General features: G+C 69.5%; 18 protein-coding genes. 6 read left to right on the top strand and 12 right to left on the bottom strand.

All coding sequences use genetic code 11. The features are described from left to right. The first annotated feature begins 42 nt into the window (after nucleotides 1-42). Entirely contained in the window at nucleotides 43-303 is a 261-nt protein-coding gene (locus MZTS_RS21265; RefSeq protein ID WP_192285328.1) for a hypothetical protein, read from the top strand. 139 nt (nucleotides 304-442) lie between these two features. Here the strand turns inward: MZTS_RS21265 and MZTS_RS21260 are convergent, their stop codons facing one another. Together MZTS_RS21260 and MZTS_RS21255 are read right to left on the bottom strand one after the other, a co-directional pair. Continuing rightward, nucleotides 443-1,852, bottom strand: a complete 1,410-nt coding sequence (locus tag MZTS_RS21260; RefSeq protein ID WP_192285327.1) for a malonyl-CoA decarboxylase — start codon at nucleotides 1,850-1,852, stop codon at nucleotides 443-445. Nucleotides 1,853-2,017: 165 nt separating this feature from the next. Then, entirely contained in the window at nucleotides 2,018-2,224 is a 207-nt protein-coding gene (locus tag MZTS_RS21255) for a hypothetical protein (RefSeq protein ID WP_009865775.1), read from the bottom strand. Between the two features lie 328 nt (nucleotides 2,225-2,552). Here MZTS_RS21255 and MZTS_RS21250 point away from each other — a divergent pair, with 328 nt between their 5' ends. Next, on the top strand, nucleotides 2,553-3,737 hold the full coding sequence (locus MZTS_RS21250; protein WP_192285326.1) for an MFS transporter: 1,185 nt from the start codon (nucleotides 2,553-2,555) through the stop codon (nucleotides 3,735-3,737). Nucleotides 3,738-3,757: 20 nt separating this feature from the next. Here the strand turns inward: MZTS_RS21250 and cobD are convergent, their stop codons facing one another. After that, nucleotides 3,758-4,756, bottom strand: coding sequence for a threonine-phosphate decarboxylase CobD (cobD, locus tag MZTS_RS21245; RefSeq protein ID WP_192285325.1), 999 nt, complete (start codon nucleotides 4,754-4,756; stop codon nucleotides 3,758-3,760). Between the two features lie 17 nt (nucleotides 4,757-4,773). Between cobD and cbiB the strand changes: the two genes are divergently transcribed. Continuing rightward, nucleotides 4,774-5,772, top strand: coding sequence for an adenosylcobinamide-phosphate synthase CbiB (gene cbiB / locus MZTS_RS21240; protein WP_192285324.1), 999 nt, complete (start codon nucleotides 4,774-4,776; stop codon nucleotides 5,770-5,772). Between the two features lie 104 nt (nucleotides 5,773-5,876). Next, nucleotides 5,877-6,911 carry a DUF3616 domain-containing protein gene (locus tag MZTS_RS21235; RefSeq protein ID WP_009866566.1) on the top strand — a complete coding sequence of 345 codons (1,035 nt, stop codon included), beginning with the start codon at nucleotides 5,877-5,879 and terminating at the stop codon, nucleotides 6,909-6,911. 15 nt (nucleotides 6,912-6,926) lie between these two features. Here MZTS_RS21235 and MZTS_RS21230 read toward each other — a convergent pair whose 3' ends face one another. Then, nucleotides 6,927-8,381 (bottom strand): cobyric acid synthase, encoded by a 1,455-nt coding sequence (locus MZTS_RS21230; RefSeq protein WP_192285323.1) that lies wholly within the window; start codon nucleotides 8,379-8,381, stop codon nucleotides 6,927-6,929. A gap of 70 nt (nucleotides 8,382-8,451) precedes the next feature. Then, nucleotides 8,452-9,261 (bottom strand): cobalt-precorrin-6A reductase, encoded by an 810-nt coding sequence (locus MZTS_RS21225; RefSeq protein WP_246482216.1) that lies wholly within the window; start codon nucleotides 9,259-9,261, stop codon nucleotides 8,452-8,454. A gap of 56 nt (nucleotides 9,262-9,317) precedes the next feature. Between MZTS_RS21225 and MZTS_RS21220 the strand changes: the two genes are divergently transcribed. After that, entirely contained in the window at nucleotides 9,318-10,622 is a 1,305-nt protein-coding gene (locus tag MZTS_RS21220; protein WP_192285322.1) for a DNA polymerase IV, read from the top strand. A 1-nt stretch (nucleotide 10,623) separates the two neighbouring features. Here MZTS_RS21220 and MZTS_RS21215 read toward each other — a convergent pair whose 3' ends face one another. After that, nucleotides 10,624-11,490: a cell envelope integrity EipB family protein gene (locus tag MZTS_RS21215; protein WP_192285321.1), complete on the bottom strand. Its 867-nt coding sequence runs from the start codon at nucleotides 11,488-11,490 to the stop codon at nucleotides 10,624-10,626. A 510-nt stretch (nucleotides 11,491-12,000) separates the two neighbouring features. On the opposite strand from MZTS_RS21215, the gene MZTS_RS21210 reads away from it, so the two are divergent. After that, entirely contained in the window at nucleotides 12,001-12,549 is a 549-nt protein-coding gene (locus MZTS_RS21210) for a GcrA family cell cycle regulator (RefSeq protein ID WP_009863164.1), read from the top strand. A gap of 413 nt (nucleotides 12,550-12,962) precedes the next feature. On the opposite strand, the gene phoB is transcribed toward MZTS_RS21210, so the two are convergent. The 6 genes from phoB to pstS all read right to left on the bottom strand — a co-directional run. Then, entirely contained in the window at nucleotides 12,963-13,667 is a 705-nt protein-coding gene (gene phoB / locus MZTS_RS21205) for a phosphate regulon transcriptional regulator PhoB (protein ID WP_192285320.1), read from the bottom strand. A 98-nt stretch (nucleotides 13,668-13,765) separates the two neighbouring features. Next, entirely contained in the window at nucleotides 13,766-14,479 is a 714-nt protein-coding gene (phoU, locus tag MZTS_RS21200; RefSeq protein WP_192285319.1) for a phosphate signaling complex protein PhoU, read from the bottom strand. Nucleotides 14,480-14,603: 124 nt separating this feature from the next. Continuing rightward, complete coding sequence (pstB, locus tag MZTS_RS21195; protein ID WP_192285318.1) at nucleotides 14,604-15,419, bottom strand: phosphate ABC transporter ATP-binding protein PstB; 816 nt, start codon at nucleotides 15,417-15,419, stop codon at nucleotides 14,604-14,606. Nucleotides 15,420-15,460: 41 nt separating this feature from the next. Further along, nucleotides 15,461-16,354, bottom strand: a complete 894-nt coding sequence (gene pstA, locus MZTS_RS21190) for a phosphate ABC transporter permease PstA (RefSeq protein ID WP_192285317.1) — start codon at nucleotides 16,352-16,354, stop codon at nucleotides 15,461-15,463. Between the two features lie 30 nt (nucleotides 16,355-16,384). After that, complete coding sequence (gene pstC / locus MZTS_RS21185; RefSeq protein WP_192285316.1) at nucleotides 16,385-17,359, bottom strand: phosphate ABC transporter permease subunit PstC; 975 nt, start codon at nucleotides 17,357-17,359, stop codon at nucleotides 16,385-16,387. A 113-nt stretch (nucleotides 17,360-17,472) separates the two neighbouring features. Further along, nucleotides 17,473-18,229, bottom strand: a 757-nt coding sequence (pstS, locus tag MZTS_RS21180; protein WP_192285315.1) for a phosphate ABC transporter substrate-binding protein PstS, incomplete at its 5' end; no start/stop codon positions are given.

Below are 18,229 nucleotides of genomic sequence, written 5' to 3'. Positions count from 1 at the left end.
CAATCTCCCGCATAGCTCCTGTTCGTCCTGGCCGGGCGGCAATTGGCGCCCTGGCTCGGGCGCGTTCTCGCGGTCTACGGCCTGCTGATCCTGCTCGGCTCGGTCCATCTCGGTTGGCACTACGCCATCGACGGCTACGCCTCGATGCTCGGCACGATGCTGCTCTGGTCGATCGCCGGATGGATCGCACGGAGACTCAGCCGATCCGCGACTGCCGCGGAGACCGGCTCAGAGTGCCTCACAAAACTCCCGGACACCGGCCGCTTCGCCTGCGGACACGACGGCGCGGCGGGAGTTTTGTGAGAGACACTCACCGGCAGCACATCATGCCGGGGCGGTTTGGATCGGGTGACGATCCAGCCTCGGAGCGGATCCGGCGAGCCGTTCGGCATCGTAAGGATTTCCGCGAAGAAGCCTGCGCCGGGCTTCAAACCGTACGGTCTCAGCCCGCCTCGGCCAGCACCATCGCCCGCGGCGGCGGCAGGTTGGAGCGCAATTCGCGGCTCACCGCCGACGAGGTCGCGACGGTGCCGAGATTGACGTAGGTCTCGTGATTCTTCTCGATGGCCGAGAGATCGTAGAGGTAGTTCACCATCAGCCCGTAGGATTGGCGCAGCCCCTTCTTCGAGATGTCACCGAGGAAGTTCATGCGCTCCAGCCGGGCCCCGTTGCCGAGATGGAAGCGGGCGACCGGGTCGAGGGGGCGGCCCTTCTCGTTCTTGGCGCGCAGGAAATAGGCCGCCGCCGCCGGCAGCATCGCCCGGCGCACCGCCTCGGTCTTGGCCTTGTCCGCCTGCCAATCGTCGGAATCGAGCAGGCGCAGGGTCTCCACGTCCTCGCGGGTCAGCCCCTGCGGCGCGTCGGCGCCGCGCTCACGGTCGAGCCAGGTGCGGAAACCAGGAACGGGCGAGAGGGTGACGAAGGTCTTCAGCGAGGGGATCTCGCGGGCGAGATCCTCGACGACCTGCTTGATCAGGAAGTTGCCGAAGGTGACGCCGGCCAGGCCCTTCTGACAGTTGGAGATCGAGTAGAAGATCGCGGTGGTCGCCCCGTGCGCGGGCACGGGCTCGCGCCCATCGGCGAGGATCGGCTGGATCGCGGGGGCGATGCTCGTGGTGAGCGCGACCTCGACGAAGATCAGCGGCTCGTCGAGCAAGGCCGGGTGGAAGAAGGCGAAGCAGCGCCGATCCGGCGGCTCGATCCGGCGGCGCAGCTCGTCCCAATCGGCGATCTCGTGGACCGCCTCGTAGCGGATGATCTTTTCCAGGATATGGGCCGGCGTCGACCAGTCGATGTGGCGCAGCACGAGGAAGCCCCGGTTGAACCAGGAGGCGAAGAGGTGCTCGAAATCGCTGTCGAGGCTCACCGCCGCGTCGATCGCTTCCGGTGCGGCGTCCCGATCCTTCAGACGCTTGCGCAGGGCGAACAGGTCTTCGCGCATCCGCACCAATGCGAGGGTACCGCCGCGGGCGAGGTTGAGGCGGCGGATCAACTCCTGAGAGCGCGGCTCGGCCGCCACGTGCAGCTGCCCCAGGCGCGCCCGGCTCGGCTCGGCGCGATAGGCGGCGATGGCCTCGTCGACCGCCGCATGGTCGGCGCCGAATTCGGTGGCGACGAGTTCGAGAAAAGCGAGCCGCTCCTCCAGGGGGAAGGCGGCGTAGCGGTCGAGGATCAGCCGGGCCAGCGCCACGCCGGAGGCCTCGCCGCGCCGTGAGATCAGATCCTCGCAGAGCTTGGCGAGGTCGGAGGCGGTCGCGGTTCGCGCGAGATCGCTGCGGGGCAATCCGATGAGGTCGCGGCCCCGGTCACTGATGGTCTGGATCAGATCACCGAGAAACGAGATCGCCGCCATGACCGAGAAGCCTCTGCAAGCACGCGGTCGACGGCCTCGAAACGGGCCGGCGACCGTGGCCGGAACCTAGAGCGTGAAGGGCTGGCGCGCCAGAGCGGGCGAGGTGCATCCCTCCGATTCAGGCTCCCGCGGGGACGCTTCGCGGAAGCGATTCCGCGACCGGCCTCAGATCTCCGCGCCCTCGCCCTCGCGAGCCAGATCCACAATGTCGGCACACTCGCGCCAATCGGTCACGCCACGCGATCGGGCGAAACGGATCTCGGCCGCCCGCAAGGCGCGCTCGGGATCGCGAGCCCGCGTGATCTCGACGGAGCCGACTGTGAAGGGCACTCCGAGGATCTGTTTTGCGAACTGGACACGGTAGTTCGGCATACACAACTCCTTCTCGCAAGCGATGGCCCGGTACTCCGAAGAGGTGTGCGCCAAATGACGCGTCCCGGCAACCGCCCGTCCGGTCAAGCTCCTGCGAAAACAGGGCGTTTTCCCCGGCCACCCATCATATAGGAAGCGACGGGAGGGCATGCTACCGGCGGCGATCTGAACGGCGGGGGACAGTCTGACGCGCGCCGCCTGCCATCCTCCGTTGCGGCGACCGGGCTGGCGCTGCATCGTTCCTGTGCCGTAAGGGGCGGGCCATGCCCTTCGCACCGCCCTCATTCTCCATCCTCTTCCGGCCGCGCGCGAAAAGGGTCGCCTCGCGATGAGCGGCGACGCGGCGGCAGGCCGCAACCTCCCGTCCCTGACCCGTATCGGCCTCACCCTGATCGCCGGCGGGGCCGTCGCCAACATCTACTACAACCAGCCTCTTCTGGCGGTTCTGGTCGCCGAGTTCGGCGATCGGGCGGCCCTGCTGGTGCCGACGGCGAGCCTCGTCGGCTATGGGCTCGGCATCCTGTTCCTGGTGCCGCTGGGCGACGCCTTGCCGCGGCGCGACCTGATCGTCTGGCAATTGCTGGCGCTCGCCGTCGCCCTCGTCGTCGCCGCCCTCAGCCCGAATCTCGCCGTGCTCGGTCTGGCGAGCCTCGCCATCGGCGTGCTGGCCTGCGCCGCGCAGCAGGCGGTGCCCTTCGCCGCCGAACTGGCCCCCGATGCGAGCCGGGGGCGGATCGTCGGCGGCGTGATGACCGGTCTTCTCTCCGGCATTCTGCTCGCCCGCACGGCGAGCGGATTCGTCGGCGCGCATTTCGGCTGGCGCGCGGTCTTCTTCGCCGCCGCCGGCCTGGCCGTCGCCATGGCGGCGGTGGCGTGGCGCACCTTGCCACGCACGGCACCCCGGCAGCGCCTGCGCTACCGGGCGCTGATGCTCTCGCTGCTGCATCTCGTGCGCAGCCAGCCGACCTTACGCAACGCCAGCCTGTCCCAGGCGCTGCTGTTTGCCAGTTTCAATGCCTTCTGGGCGACGCTCGCCCTGCTGGTCGAGGCACCGCCCTTCGATCTCACCGCAGCGGGGGCGGGCCTGTTCGGAGTGATCGGAGTGGCCGGCGCGCTGATCGCCCCCCATTCCGGCCGCTACAGCGACCGGCGCGGCGCCCGGCCGGTGGTGATCGTCGGCAGCGCCCTGGTGGCGGCGGCCTTCGCCGTCCTCGCGCTCGGCGGAGCGGTGTCGCTCGTGGTCATCGGGATCGGCGTGCTGCTCCTCGATATCGGCATCAACGGCGCCCTGATCGCCAACCAGACCCGCGCCTACGCCCTGGTGCCGGGGGCGCGCGGACGCATCAACACCGTGCTGTTCACCGCCGTCTTCATCGGCGGGGCGGCGGGCGCGTTTCTCGGGTCGCGGGCCTTCCTGATCGCGGGCTGGCCCGGTGTCTGTCTCGTCGGCGGCGCCTTTGCCCTCGCGGCCCTGCTGGTGTCCTGGCTCGGCGGACGGGCCAAATCGACCTAAGCAAGTCCACCTGAGCGAGACTATTTGAGGATGCGGGACAGGCGGCACCACGCCGCCTTGTCCGGGGGCAGGCCGAAGCGCAGCCGTTCCGGGAATTCGGGGAAGCGCCGCACATAGATCCCCGCCTCGCCGAGCCGGTGGAACAGCTCCGGCCCGTCCTCGAAGGTCGCGGTGCGGAACAGGGCCGTACCGCCGAGGATCCGGCCGCCGGCCCGCAGGATCATCCGGTCGAGGCGCTCGGCGTCCTGGCATCGGGCCGATGCGGCCGTCCGACGCCACTCGTCATCGGACAGGGCGGCGCAGCCGGCGGCGATGGCCGGGCCCGACACCGCCCAGGGGCCGAGCGCCGCCTCGATCCGCCGCACCAGCGCCGGCTCGGCCAGGGCGAAGCCGAGCCTGAGGCCGGCGAGCCCGTAGGTCTTGCCGAACGAGCGCAGGACCACGAGTCCGGGCTCGGGTGCGGCGGCCTCCACCGGCTCCAGATCGACGAAGGCCTGATCGAGCACGGCCAGACCGCGCCCGCCCGTCGCCCGCAGCAGCGCCCCGGCTGTGACGACGCGCCCATCCGGGTTGTTCGGGCTGACGGCCACCACGATTTCCGCGCCCTCGACCTCGCTCAGCGCGCCCACGATTCGGACCTCATGGCCGGAGCGGGTCCAGGCGGCGGCGTGCTCGGCATAGGTCGGGCCGATCACCGCGACGCGGGCGCGCGGCACGAGCCTTGGAAGCGTCTCGATCAGGATCTGCGTTCCCGGCGCGGCGGCGACGTGATCCGGCCCCGGCGCGCCATAGGCGGCGGCGGCCACCGATTTGAGCCGGGCGAGGTCGGCGGGGGAGGGCAAGCGGTGAAGGGCGCTGGCCTCAAGGGGCGGCAACGGATAGGGCACCGGATTGATGCCGGTGGACAGGTCGATCCATGGGTCGGGGGCCGCCGGGAACAGCCGGCGCGCCGCGTCGAGATCGCCCCCATGGGCCACCCCGTTCTCCGAGCCCTCCGCCAGCACGCCGCGCCTTTCCATTGAACCCCGCACCGACGATGCCCTGGATCGCCCTGACCCATCCGCCCGACACACTCGGCATCCTGGCGCTGGCGCTGCTGATCGAGGCCGTGGCGGGCTATCCGGATGGCCTCTACAGGGCGCTCGGGCACCCTGTCACCTGGATCGGCCGGCTGATCGCGGCGCTGGAACGCCGGCTCAACCGGGGCACGCCCCGCGCGCGCCGGCTCGGCGGGGTGCTGGCGCTGCTGATCCTGCTCGCCACGGTCGCCGCCGCCACGCTCGTCCTGACCGCCATCGCAGGATTGGCCGGCCATGCCCTCGGCCTTCTGGCCCTCGCGGTGTTGGCCGCGAGCCTGCCGGCACAGCGCAGCCTGTTCGTCCATGTCCGACGCGTCGCCGCCGCCCTGCGCGCGGACGGGCTCGTCGGCGGCCGCCGGGCCGTCTCGATGATCGTCGGCCGCAACCCCGAAAGCCTCGACGAGGCCGCCGTGTGCCGGGCCGCGATCGAGAGCTTGGCCGAGAATTTTTCCGACGGAATCGTCGCGCCGGCCTTCTGGATCGGGGCCGGCGGCCTCACCGGCGGGGCGCTCTACAAGGCGATCAACACCGCCGACAGCATGGTGGGGCATCGCACACCGCGTTACGACGCCTATGGCTGGGCCTCGGCTCGCCTCGACGACCTCGTGAACCTGCCGGCTTCCCGGCTCACCGCCCTGCTGCTGATCGCGGCGGCCGCCCTGACCCGGGAGGCCTCGCCCTCGGGAGCCTGGCGGGCGATTCGCCGCGACGCGGGTCACCACCGCTCGCCCAATGCCGGCTGGCCGGAAGCCGCCATGGCGGGCGCCCTGGGGCTGCGGCTCGCCGGCCCGCGCATCTATGGCGAGACCCGCGTCGAGGATGCCTGGATGGGCGATGGGCGCGCCGAGCTGGGCCCAGACGACATTTTCCGCGCGCTGAAACTCTATCGCACCGCCTGCGCGCTCCAGTTCACGCTGGTCGCGACCGGCGCCGTGACCTGGGCTTACTTGTCGTGATCCGAATCGGGCGGCCTCTCGCCGGCCCAACCTCTTTGTGGGGAAACGCGCCCATGCGCTTCGTCAGCGGCCTTTGCCTTGCCCTGCTGTTGGGGAGCGGAGCGGTGCCCGCTTTCTCCGCCGAGACGATCCTGGCGCCGGAGGACAAACCCTTCCGCGTCGAGGGGGAGCTGGAGGCTCCGGGCAAGGACGATCCCGAAGCTGCGGGTGCCTACGATATCAGCGGCATCGCCTGCCTTCTACGAGGCTCGGGCAAGCGCCGCTGCCTCGTCGTCAACGACGAGGGCCGGAAGGCGCAGTTCGTGACGATCGACGACCGCAGCATCGAACCCAAGGCGACGCTCGACCTGATCGGCAAGGAGCCCGACGCGGCGACACGCGGAAGGCTCCCCACCGAGAGTCATTGCCCGGATGGGAGCAAGCCGAAGTTCAAGGAGTTCGACGGGGAGGGCGTCGCCTATGCCGCGCCGTATTTCTACGTGGTCGGCTCGCATGGCTGCGGCCGCAAGTCCGGCAAGCTGAAGACCTCCTCGCTGATCCTCGCCCGCATCCCGGTCGACGGGGACGGCAAGCAGGCGGAGGCGGTCGAGACGACCTACCGTCTCGGCGAGGTCCTGGCCGGGGCGAAAACCGTCGGCCCCTCCTTCCTGCACGGCCTGAACGAGGCGAACGGCCTCAACGTCGAAGGCGTCGCCGTGGTCGGGGACCGCCTCTATGCCGGCCTGCGCGCCCCGTCGATCGGCACACAGGCCTTCCTCGTGGAGGCCGAGGTCGAGGCCCTGTTCGCCAAGGGTCACGAGGCGTATCGCGGCACGTCCCGAACCATCCCGCTCAAGGTCGGGGAGGGGGCCGGCATCCGCGACCTCAGCGCCCTCGAAGACGGGCGCCTGCTGGTTCTCACGGGTCCGGCCCAGGAACAGCCGGGGGTCACCTACACGCTCTTCCTGTTCGACCCGGCGAAGGGGGGCGACCCGCAGCCCCTCGGCAGCTTGGCCAAACTCGAAGGATCCGACAGCGCCGGCAAGGCCGAAGCGGTGACGGTGATCGGCCGCGACCGCGTGCTGGTGTTCTTCGACAGCCTCAAGAACGGGGCGCCGCGCGCCTACAAGGTGCCCGCCGCGCTCACCTCCGGGAGATGAGGGGGCCTTCCTCCCTTAGCGCAGGGACAGCAAGGCGTCGCAATCGAGATGGGCTTCGAGGTGATCGGCGAAGCGGTCGAGCACCGCTTCGATGCCCGCTTCGTAGCGGTCGAGCCCCTGGGCGGCGCCGAGGCGGGCGAGCCAGGCCGCCCGCTGCCGGTCGTCGGCGAACAGACCGTGGACATAGGTGCCGGCCACCAGCCCGTCGCCCGAGACGGCCCCGTCGGGCCGGCCATCGGCGAAGCGCAGGAGCGGCCGGGCGGTATCCGGGCCCGACGTATCGCCGACATGCATTTCGTAGCCGGAGAAAGGCAGGTCGTCGGCGAGGGTCGTGCCGGTAACGGCGACGAGCCGCTTCTCCCCCGTCATCACCGTCTCGATATCGAGCAAACCGAGGCCCGGCAGGGTGCGCGGCGCACCCTCGATCCCGTCCGGGTCGGCGATGCTGCGTCCGAGCATCTGGTAGCCGCCGCAGAGCCCGAGCACCCGGCGGCCCCGGCGCAGATGCGCGCGGATGTCGATGTCCCAGCCCTGGGCCTGGAGGAAGGCGCAATCGTCGATAGTGGTCTTCGAGCCCGGCAGCACGATCAGCGCGGCCTCGGCCGGGATCGGCTCGCCGGGGGGCACGAAGGCGACCGCGATACCGGGCTCCTGCCGCAGCGGGTCGAGATCGTCGAAATTCGCGATGTGCGGCAGGATCGGCACCGCCACCAGCGGCACCCCGTCCCGGCGCGCACCGGGCGCGTCGAGGGCGAGGGCATCCTCCGGCGGCAGGCGGCCGGCCTCGGGAAAGAACGGCACGAGCCCGAAGGGGGCCCAGCCCGTGCGCTGCGCGATCAGCGTCATGCCGTCGGCGAACAGGGTCGGGTCGCCGCGGAAGCGGTTGACGATGAAGCCGCGGATCATCGCCGCGTCCTCCGGCTCCAGCACCGCCTGGGTGCCGACGAGGCTGGCGATGACGCCGCCCCGGTCGATGTCGCCGACGAGGACCACCGGCGTCTCCGTCGCCCGGGCAAAGCCCATATTGGCGATGTCGCCCCGGCGCAGGTTCACCTCGGCGGGCGAGCCCGCTCCCTCCACCAGCACGAGATCCGCTTCGGCCTTGAGCCGCGCGAAGCTGTCGAGCACCGACGCCAGCAGGCGCGGCTTCCAGGATTGATACTCCCGCGCCTTGGCGGTGCCGATCATCCGCCCCTGCACCACGACCTGCGCACCGACATCGCTCTGGGGCTTGAGCAGCACCGGATTCATGTGAACCGAGGGTGCGACCCGTGCCGCCCGGGCCTGGAGCGCCTGGGCCCGGCCGATCTCGCCGCCATCGGTGGTGACGGCGGCGTTGTTCGACATGTTCTGCGGCTTGAATGGGCGCACGGTCAGCCCCCGCCGGGTGAAGGCGCGGGCGAGGCCGGCCACCAGCAGCGACTTGCCCACATCGGAGCCGGTGCCCTGGATCATCAGGGCGCGGCTCATCGGCATTCTCTTGGATCGGGCGCGGACATCGGCCTGCCATGGCATTGCCGCCGTCCGGCGTCGAGACGGATCACGAATCCGCCCCCGCTTCCTGCCGCGCCCGCAGGACCGCCGCGAGCCAGGCCCGCGCCCCCTCGGCATCGGGAACGGAGGGAACCTCGGGCAGGGCGGGGCGGGCGACGATCACCACGGGCAGGCCGAGCCGGCGCGCGGCCGCGATCTTGGGATAGGTCGACGCGCCGCCGGAATTCTTGGTCACCAGAACCTCGATCCCGGCCTCGCGCATGATGCGGATCTCATCCTCCAGGGTGAAGGGGCCGCGGGCGCTCAGGCAGACCAGATCCGGCACCGGCAAGGCGTCGCCGACGGGCTCGATGGTCCGCACGACGTAGCGGTGCTGGAGCGCGCGGGCGAAGGCGGACAGTTCCTGCCGCCCGATGGTGAGGAAGACCTTCTTCGGCGTGGCGCCCAGCGCCTCGACGCTCGCCGCGACGCTTCCGACCTCCGTCCACCGGTCTCCCTCCTCGCGCGTCCAGGCCGGGCGGCGCACGGCGAGCAGCGGGACGGATCGGGCGGCGCAGGCCCGCGCCGCGTTGGCCGAGATGCGGGCGGCGAAGGGATGGGTCGCGTCGATCACCACCTCGGTGCCGGTCTCGGCGAGCCATTGCGCCAATCCCTCCGCCCCGCCGAAACCGCCGATGCGGGTCGCGACCGGCTCCGGCCGCGGCGCGGCGGTACGGCCGGCCAGCGACAGCGTCACGGCCACGCCCGCCTCGGCGGCCAGGAGGGCGACCAGGGCACTGGCCTCGCTGGTTCCGCCGAGCACGAGAATCCGCATGGGATGGCGCGCGCAAGGCCCCTGGCCGACGGTCCTGGACATCCGTACACCTGTCTCGTCCGACGCCCGGGCAGGGCAAGTTCGCCAAGGTCCTCAAGGTGAGACCCTTCTGCCGCGATTGCCTGACGATGCAAGCCGAGGGCGCGCTGCGCTGCCGCGGATGCGGCTCGCCGCGCCTGCTCGTCCACCCGGCGCGCGACGGGCTGAGCATCGCCCATGTCGATTGCGACGCTTTCTACGCGGCCATCGAGAAGCGCGACGATCCTTCGCTGCGCGACAAGCCGCTCATCATCGGCGGCGGCAAGCGCGGCGTGGTCGCCACCGCCTGCTACCTCGCCCGGATCTCCGGCGTGCGCTCGGCCATGCCGATGTTCGAGGCGCTGAAGCGCTGTCCCGAGGCCACCGTGCTGCGGCCGGACATGGAGAAATACGCCCGCGTCGGCCGCGAGGTGCGGGCGATGATGCTGGCGCTGACGCCGCTGGTCGAGCCGGTCTCCATCGACGAGGCCTTCCTCGACCTCTCCGGCACCGAGCGCCTGCACGGGATGAGCCCGGCCCTGACGCTCGCCCGCTTCGCGGCGCGGGTGGAGGCCGAAATCGGCATCACCGTGTCGGTGGGGCTGTCCGCCAACAAGTTCCTGGCCAAGATCGCCTCCGACCTCGACAAACCCCGGGGCTTCTCGATCATCGCCGGCGAGGAGGCTGCCGCCTTCCTGGCGGACAAGCCCGTCGGCATCCTGCCCGGCATCGGCGAGAGCGCCCGCAACCGCCTCGCCACCCTCAACATCCACCGGGTCGGGGATGTGAAGCGGGCCGATCCGGTGCGGCTCCAGGCAGCCCTCGGCCGGGACGCCCTGCGGCTCCTGGCCCTGTCCGAGGGCCGGGACGCGCGGCCGGTACGCCCGAGCCGGGAGGCCAAGAGCGTCTCGGCCGAGACCACCTTCTCGACCGACCTTGCCCGGTTCGAGGATCTGCGCCCGATCCTGTGGCGGCTCTGCGAAAAGGTTTCGGGGCGGCTGAAGCGGGCCGAACTGGCCGCCGGCAGCGTGACGCTGAAGCTGAAGGACGCGCATTTCCGCCTGCGCACCCGAACCCGCGGCGGCCTCAAGCCGACGCAGCTCGCCGACCGGCTGTTCCAGGAAGGCGAGCCGATGCTGCGGGTGGCCTGCGACGGCACGCCGTTCCGGCTGATCGGCATCGGCGGCGGCGATCTCTGCGGCGCGATCCACGCCGATCGCGGCGATCTCGCCGACCAGACCGTCGAGCGCGTCGCCCGCCGGGAAGCCGCGCTCGACCGGGTGCGGGAGAAGTTCGGCAATGCCGCGATCCAGCGCGGGTTGGTCTTCACCGGCGACGCCGCCGGCTCAGGAGCGCGGCCGGAGCCGGAACGGCGCCGGAGCTGAACTACTTCTTGCAGTCGCCGACCGCCTTCGGATCGGCCTTGGCGAGATCGAGGCGGCTCATGGTGCCGTCGATGGCGAAATCCCCGTAATCGAGGTGGAGCCGGCCGCTGACCCCGTCCTCGTACAGGTCGAAGCTCAGGGTGTAGATCGGGGTGCGCTCGCCGACGCCGGCGGTGAAGTAGCTCAGCGTCACCGGCCAGCGCCGCATGGTCGCGTGGTCGCCCTCGCGCAGCGGCTTGTCGCGCTCGGTGTCGGCGGCCGGGGCCGCCGCCGGGCGGCCGATCACGGCCAGGGTGTCGTAGACCTTCCGCCCGTCGTCGGACCCGTCGAAGACCTTGGCGGAGACCGTCGTTTCCCCGGCCTTGGCCGCCTCGATCAGGCGCATCATGTGGTGGATCGGGAAGAGCACGGCGCCCTCCGCCTGGAACTGGTCGCGCTTGGGCTCCTTCAGCTTCACCTTGAGGGTTTCGGCCGCCTCGGCCGAGCCGTCCACCGCAGGCGCCGGCGCGTTGTTGAGGATGGTGGTGGTGCGGAAGCGGAAGCTCGTGCCGTCGCCATTCTCGAAGGTCGTGCTGCGCAGATCCGAGGTCCGGTCGCCGGATTCAGAGGAGTCGAGCAGCGTCACCTGCCGGGTCTGCATGGTGTAGCCGCGGCAAGCATCGCCCGAGAAATCGATGACGATGCGCCCGCGCACCCCCTCGACCGCCCGCGTTCCCTCGGACCGGGCCAGCGACAGGTCGTAGACCGCGCGGTGGTTGGCCAGCCGCAGCGCCGGCTCGCCCGGAACCGGCGCCGCCGGCCCGGCGGCCCGCGCGCCCCCGGTCAGCGCGGCGAGGAGGAACAGGGCCGGCGCGAGGCGCAGTCGCATGCGATCTCCAAGATCTGTTATCCCCAGCCGATGGGCCGGCGGATTCCGCCCGTGACATAGTCATCCCTGTCACCTGGGCAATCTTTTTCGGCCGGCTTCGCGGCAGGGACGCAGCCTGGGCGGAAGGGCGTCCCGGCGGTCCCTGGCCCGGCACGAGCGGCTGGCCGGAAGCCGGTTCGTCGAGAAAGAACAATTTTAATCAACACTTTAATGAAGAAAGCGCATCTCTTAACAGACTGAGAGCATCGATCCGGACCGCGCGCCAAACGGACCCGAATGCTGGTGGAAACAGGCGCGCGCGGTGCGCGGACCCTTGCTCCCCGGCCGAGCTGTCCTGTAGTCTCCACGCCGTCGCCAAGGATCGGTTTGGCGTCTGTTAACCGACATGTGCAGGGCCGGATTTCAGGCCCTGGCGATCGACGGTTCGCCCTGCGCGGCAGCGGGTGTCGACCCGTATCGCCGTGCCACTTGCCGGTCTGTGTTCAAGGACGTTGCGACGTGGAGGGGGCAATGACGGAAGCGGTCCCGAGCTGGACGGACGAGCGCGTCGACCTGCTGCGCCGCCTTTGGGATGACGGCTTGAGCGCCAGCCAGATCGCCCTCCAGATCGGCGGTGTCTCGCGGAACGCGGTCATCGGCAAGGTGCATCGCCTCGGCCTGTCCGGCCGGGTCAAGCCCATCGGTGCGGCCTCCGCCCTGGGACGCCGCAAGGAAGACCTCGTGCCCGCCGAGGTCGCGCTGGAGAGCGTGGTGGTGATCGAGGAGCCGACGCTGCCGGAGCCTCCGGCCATCGTCGCCCATCGGCCAGCCCCGGACTTCCCGAAACCGCCGCAGGCCGTCGCGGAGCCGGTGGCACTCGCCGTCTCCGAGCGGGTCACGATCATGGACCTGCGCGATTCCATGTGCCGCTGGCCGATGGGTGACCCGACCTCGCCGGAATTCCGGTTCTGCGGCGGTCGCGCCATCACAGGCCTGCCCTATTGCACCCAGCACGCCCAGATCGCCTATCAGCCGGCGGCGGAGCGCAAGCGGGATCGCCGGGTCGCCGGCTTCCGCTGAGGAGCGGGGCCGTCCCGGCCCTTCCCCCATTCATGGCAGAGGGCAGCGGCGGATGAGCGTTGCTGCCCTGCGCTTCACAGCCGGGGCCGCCTATCGGATCGTCAGCGCCAGCCCGTATTCCGGCGGTCGTTCGGTGAGAGCGCGTTCGACGTGATCGACGGGTTTCATCCCCTCACGCCTGCATCCCAAGAGGCCACGGAGCGGGATAGGAGGAGGGCGCCGGAAACCTCCGGTTCGGCCTCTCCTTGCGCCTTTGCGAGACGAAGCCGTGGCCATCCCAGTTGCCGCCCTCTCCAGAGCGGTCGGGCCGCTGGATCGCTTCGCTGACGCAACGCGATCGATCCGCAGGTTCTATCGAGCAGCTTCCGACATCGTCTTCGGCTCGGCCGGTCGACGCTTTCAGCAGAAAAAAATCACTCCGCGACGGCGAACATCTCGTCGAAGGAGTAGCCGGAGCCGCGGACGGTGCGGATCGGGTCGCTCTGGCGCGGACGATTGATGGCCTTGCGCAACCGGCCGACATGGACGTCGACCGTGCGCTCGTCGATATAGACATCGTGGCCCCACACGCCGTCGAGCAGCTGCTCGCGGGAAAACACCCGGCCGGGGCTCTGCATCAGATATTCGAGCAACTTGAACTCGGTCGGCCCGAGATGGATCTCACGGCCCTGGCGCCGGATGCGGTGGCTGACCCGGTCGAGTTCGATGTCGCCGGCCACCAGGATGTCGGCCACGTGGGCCGGCTTGGCCCGGCGCAGGAGGGCCCGGACGCGGGCGAGAAGTTCCGGCACCGAGAACGGCTTGACCACGTAATCGTCGGCTCCCGTGGACAGGCCGCGGACCCGGTCGGCCTCCTCGCCACGGGCGGTCAGCATGATGACGGGAAGCCGCTCGGTCTCGCGGCGGGCGCGGATCCGCCGGCACAGCTCGATCCCGGAAAGCCCCGGCACCATCCAGTCGAGCAGCACGAGGTCGGGCGTCGTTTCGTGAAGGCGCAGATCCGCCTCGTCACCCCGCGTCGCCACATCGACGAGGAAGCCCTCCGCCTCGAGGTTGTAGCGCAGCAGGGTCGTGAGCGATTCCTCGTCCTCGACAATCAGGATCCGCGCACTCGTCATCACCGTCTTCCCATCCGTCGCCGACGGCCGTCCGATGATCGGGACGGCGACCCGCGGGCGTCTCTTTCCGCCTCAAGCCTGTGAACCGCGTTCGCGGTTCAGGCCCCCGGCGTCACCGTCGCATAGTTCGAGGCATCGTTCTTCGGCCGCTCGCCGGCCGGCGTCTCGCCGGTGACCAGATACTGGATCGTCTCGGCGATGTTGGTGGTGTGGTCGCCGATCCGCTCAACATTCTTGGCGCAGAACAGCAGGTGCGTGCAGAATGAAATGTTGCGCGGATCCTCCATCATGTAGGTCAGGAGTTCGCGGAAGAGCGAGTTGTAGAGCGCGTCGATGGCGCCGTCGCGCTCCCACACGTCGTGAGCGGCGGCAACGTCGCGGCTCGCGAAGGCGTCAAGCACATCCTTCAGCTGCTCCTGCACGAGATCGCTCATGTGCTGGACACCGAGGACGATCTTCTGCGGCTGGGCCTGATCGCTGATCGCCACCACCCGCTTGGCGATGTTCTTGGCGAGGTCGCCGATCCGCTCCAGATCGCCCGACACACGGATACCGGAGATGGTCTCGCGCAGGTCGATGGCCAGCGGCTGGCGCTGGGCGATGAGGAGAACGGAGCGCTCCTCGACCTCCCGCTGCAGCACGTCGAGGCGCTTGTCGGCGACGATCACCGCCTGGGCCAGGGTCGTGTCCCGTCGAACCAGCGCTTCGGTTGCGTCCGCCAGCAGCTTCTCGGCCACGCCGCCCATCTCGGCGATCGTGCGGCGCAGGTTCTCGAGGTCGGTGTCGTAGGAGGAAACGATATGCTCGGACATCTCTCGGATACCCCGCTCGGACGGTCGCGCCGTCACCGTGTCGGATGCCGGCGGATCGAGACCGGGCCGTGACCGCCGGCCTCCGGAGGCAATCGATCCGCTGACGGGAAAAGAGTGAACCGAATCAGCCGAAGCGACCGGTGATATAATCCTGGGTCTGCCGCTTCGACGGATTCATGAAGATCTTGGCGGTCGCGTCGAATTCGATCAGCTCGCCGAGATACATGAAGGCGGTGAACTGCGAGATGCGGGCGGCCTGCTGCATGTTGTGGGTCACGATGACGATCGTGAAATCCGTGCGCAGCTGCTCGATCAGCTCCTCGATGCGGCCGGTCGAGATCGGGTCGAGAGCCGAGGTCGGCTCGTCGAACAGGATCACCTCGGGACGCTGCGCGACGGTGCGGGCGATGCAGAGGCGCTGCTGCTGACCGCCGGAGAGCCCCGTGCCGGACTGCTTGAGCTTGTCCTTCACCTCGTCCCAGAGCGCGGCCTTGCGCAGCGACTCCTCGACACGGATGTCGAGTTCGGATTTCGGCAGCTTCTCGTAGAGGCGCAGGCCGAAGGCGACATTGTCGTAGATCGACATCGGGAAGGGCGTCGGCTTCTGGAACACCATGCCGACGCGCGACCGCAGCTCGTTCAGATCGATCTTGGGATCGAGCACGTTGCGGCCGTCGAGCAGGATCTCGCCCTCCGCCCGCTGCTCGGGATAGAGGCTGTAGATCCGGTTGAAGGTGCGCAGAAGGGTCGACTTCCCGCAGCCGGAGGGGCCGATCAGCGCCGTCACCTGTCGGTCGCGGAAATCGAGATTGATGTCCTTCAGGCCGTGGAAACTGCCGTAATAGAAGTTGAGGTCCCTGACGGCGATGCGCACGGGCGCCTTCACATCGGCCGGGCTTCGACCGTCGAACTGGCTACGGATCGCGGGATTGGCGCTCATCGGATCTCTCGTCGGTAGGAGGTCTGCCTGGGAACGCCGCTTCAGCGCGCCCGCTGGTCCTTGATCACCAAGCGGGCCACCACCGACAGGGTGAGGATGGTGACGGTGATGAGCAGCGCACCCGACCAAGCGAGGCTCTGCCAATTGGGATAGGGCGACAGGGCAAACTGGTAGATCATCACCGGCAGGTTCGGCACACCGCCGAGCAGGTTCGCATTGAACCAGCTGTTGTTGTTGAGGGCGGTGAACAGGAGGGGCGCGGTCTCGCCGGCGATGCGGGCGAGTGCCAGGATGATGCCGGTGACGACGCCCGCGCTGGCCGCACGCCAAGTGATGGTGCGGATGACGAGGGAGCGGGGCGCCCCGAGCGCCGCGCCAGCCTCCCGCATCGGGCTCGGCACGAGGCGCAACATGTCCTCGGTGGTGCGCACGATGACCGGGGTGGCGATGATCGCCAGCGCCACGGCGCCGGCCCAGCCGGAATAGGTCCCCATCGGCCGGACCATCAGCGTGTAGACGAACAGGCCGATCAGGATCGACGGCGCCGAGAGCAGGATGTCGTTGAGGAAGCGGATGATGTCGGCGACCTTCGAGCCCCGGCCGTACTCGGCCAGGAAGGTGCCGGCCATCAGCCCGATCGGCGTGGCGATGACGATGCCGATGAAGGTCATCACCAAACTGCCGAGGATGGCGTTGGCGATGCCGCCGCCGGCCGAACCGGGTCCGGGCGTCGGCGCCGTCAGCAATTCCGGCGTGAGGCCCTTCAGGCCTTCGACGATGAGCATCAGCAGGATCGAGCCCAGCACGATGATGCCGAGCGCCGTCGCGCCGGTGCTGGCTAGGATCAGGATCCGGTCGGCGACGCGGCGGCTGGGGCGAACGCGGCTGGCCGAAAGGGGCCGTCCGGCCGTCGCGAGGGGGTTGCTGGCATCCATGGCTCGACTTTCCGCGGCTCGGACGGTGGCTCAGGCGACCTTGGCGCGCCGCACCAGGAGGCGCGCGATGATCAGCACGAAGAAGGTGATGATGAAGAGCAGGCAGCCGAGCGCCATCAGCGAGGAGAGCTGGAGCCCATCGGCCTCGTTGAACTCGTTGGCGATGCGCGAGGCGATGGTGGAGCCCGGATCGAAGATCGAGGCCGAGAGGCGGTTGGCGTTGCCGATCACGAAGGTGACGGCCATGGTCTCGCCGAGGGCGCGGCCGAGGCCGAGCATGATCGCGCCGATGATGGAGACCGAGGCCTGCGGCACCAGCACGTGGCGCACCACCTCCCAGGTGGTGCAGCCGATGCCGTAGGCGCTCTCGCGCAGGACGGTCGGGATCTGGTCGAGCATGTCGCGGGTGATCGAGGCCACGAAGGGGACGATCATGATCGCGAGGATGATGCCGGCGGTGAGCACGCCGACGCCCGAGGGGATGCGGGCATAGAGGATCGTGCCGACGATCGGCAGGCCTTCGACGAGGTTCGACACGGGCACCTGGACGAAGCGGGCGAAGAGCGGCGCGAAGACGAACAGGCCCCACATGCCGTAGATGATGCTCGGCACCGAGGCGAGCAGCTCGATGGTCATCGCCACCGGCTTGCGCGCCCAGCCGGGGCAGAGCTGCGTCAGGTAGATGGCGATGCCGAGCGAGACCGGCACGCCGATGACCAGGGCGAGCAGGGCGGCGGCGACGGTCCCGATGACGGCGGGCAGCGCGCCGAACTGCTCGGTGGCGATGTTCCACGAGCTCGAGGTGAGAAAGCCGAAGCCGAACTCGGCGAAGGCCGACCGGGCACCGTAGATGATGGAGCCGAGGATGCCCGCGAGCACGAAGAGGACCAGCAGGGCGGACGCGTAGGCGGCTCCCTGGAAGAGGCGGTCGGCGCCCTTGCTCGGGGCAGTGCGGGCCGCACCGCTTTCGCGGCGGAGGGCGATGGACTGGGTCAAGGCGGTCATCCGCAGCAGGGCTCTTCGATCAGGGGGCGTTTAACGCGCCGGGGCGCGCGATGCGAGCCGAACACTCTACAAAGCGCCCCTCCCCGAGGGGGGAGGGACGCGGGAAAACTCCCTTAGTTCCCGAAGACGGGCTTACCGTCCTTGGACTTGATGGTCTTCCACTCGTCGTGGATCAGGGTCACGACGGCGTCGGGCAGCGGCACGTAGTCGAGCTCGCTGGCGAGCTTGTCGCCGTTCTTGTAGGCCCAATCGAAGAACTTCAGCACTTCCGCCGACTTCGCCGCATCCGCCGGCTCCTTGTGAACCAGGATGAAGGTGGCGGCGGTGATCGGCCAGGCATCGGCGCCGGCCTGGTTGGTGAGGGCGATGCCGAAACCGGGGGTGGACTTCCAGTCGGCGCTGGCGGCGGCGGCCTGGAAGGCCTTGTCGTCCGGCTGCGGGAACTTGCCGGCCTTGTTCTCGATCAGGGCGTAGGACAGCTTGTTCTGCTTGGCATAGGCCGACTCGACGTAGCCGACGGAGTTCGGCACCTGCTTGACGGTGGCGGTCACGCCCTCGTTGCCCTTGCCACCCTGGCCGACGGGCCAGCTCACCGTGGTCGCGGCGCCGAAGTCCTTCTTCCAGGCCTCGGAGACGGAGGAGAGATAGGTGGTGAAGATGTTGGTCGTGCCGGAGGCGTCCGAGCGGTAGACCGGGGTGATGTTCGCGTCGGGCAGCTTGAGGCCTTCGTTGATCTTGGCGATCTTCGCGTCCGACCACTTGAGGATCTTACCGGCATAGATCTCGGCGATGATCTCGCCGGTCAGGTGCAGCTTGCCGGGCTCGATCCCGGCGATATTGACGACCGGAACCAGAGCTATGCAGGATTTT

It is taken from the genome of Methylorubrum zatmanii (assembly GCF_014845115.1).
Taxonomy (GTDB): domain Bacteria; phylum Pseudomonadota; class Alphaproteobacteria; order Rhizobiales; family Beijerinckiaceae; genus Methylobacterium; species Methylobacterium zatmanii.
This window is presented reverse-complemented; position numbering and strand designations above follow the sequence as displayed.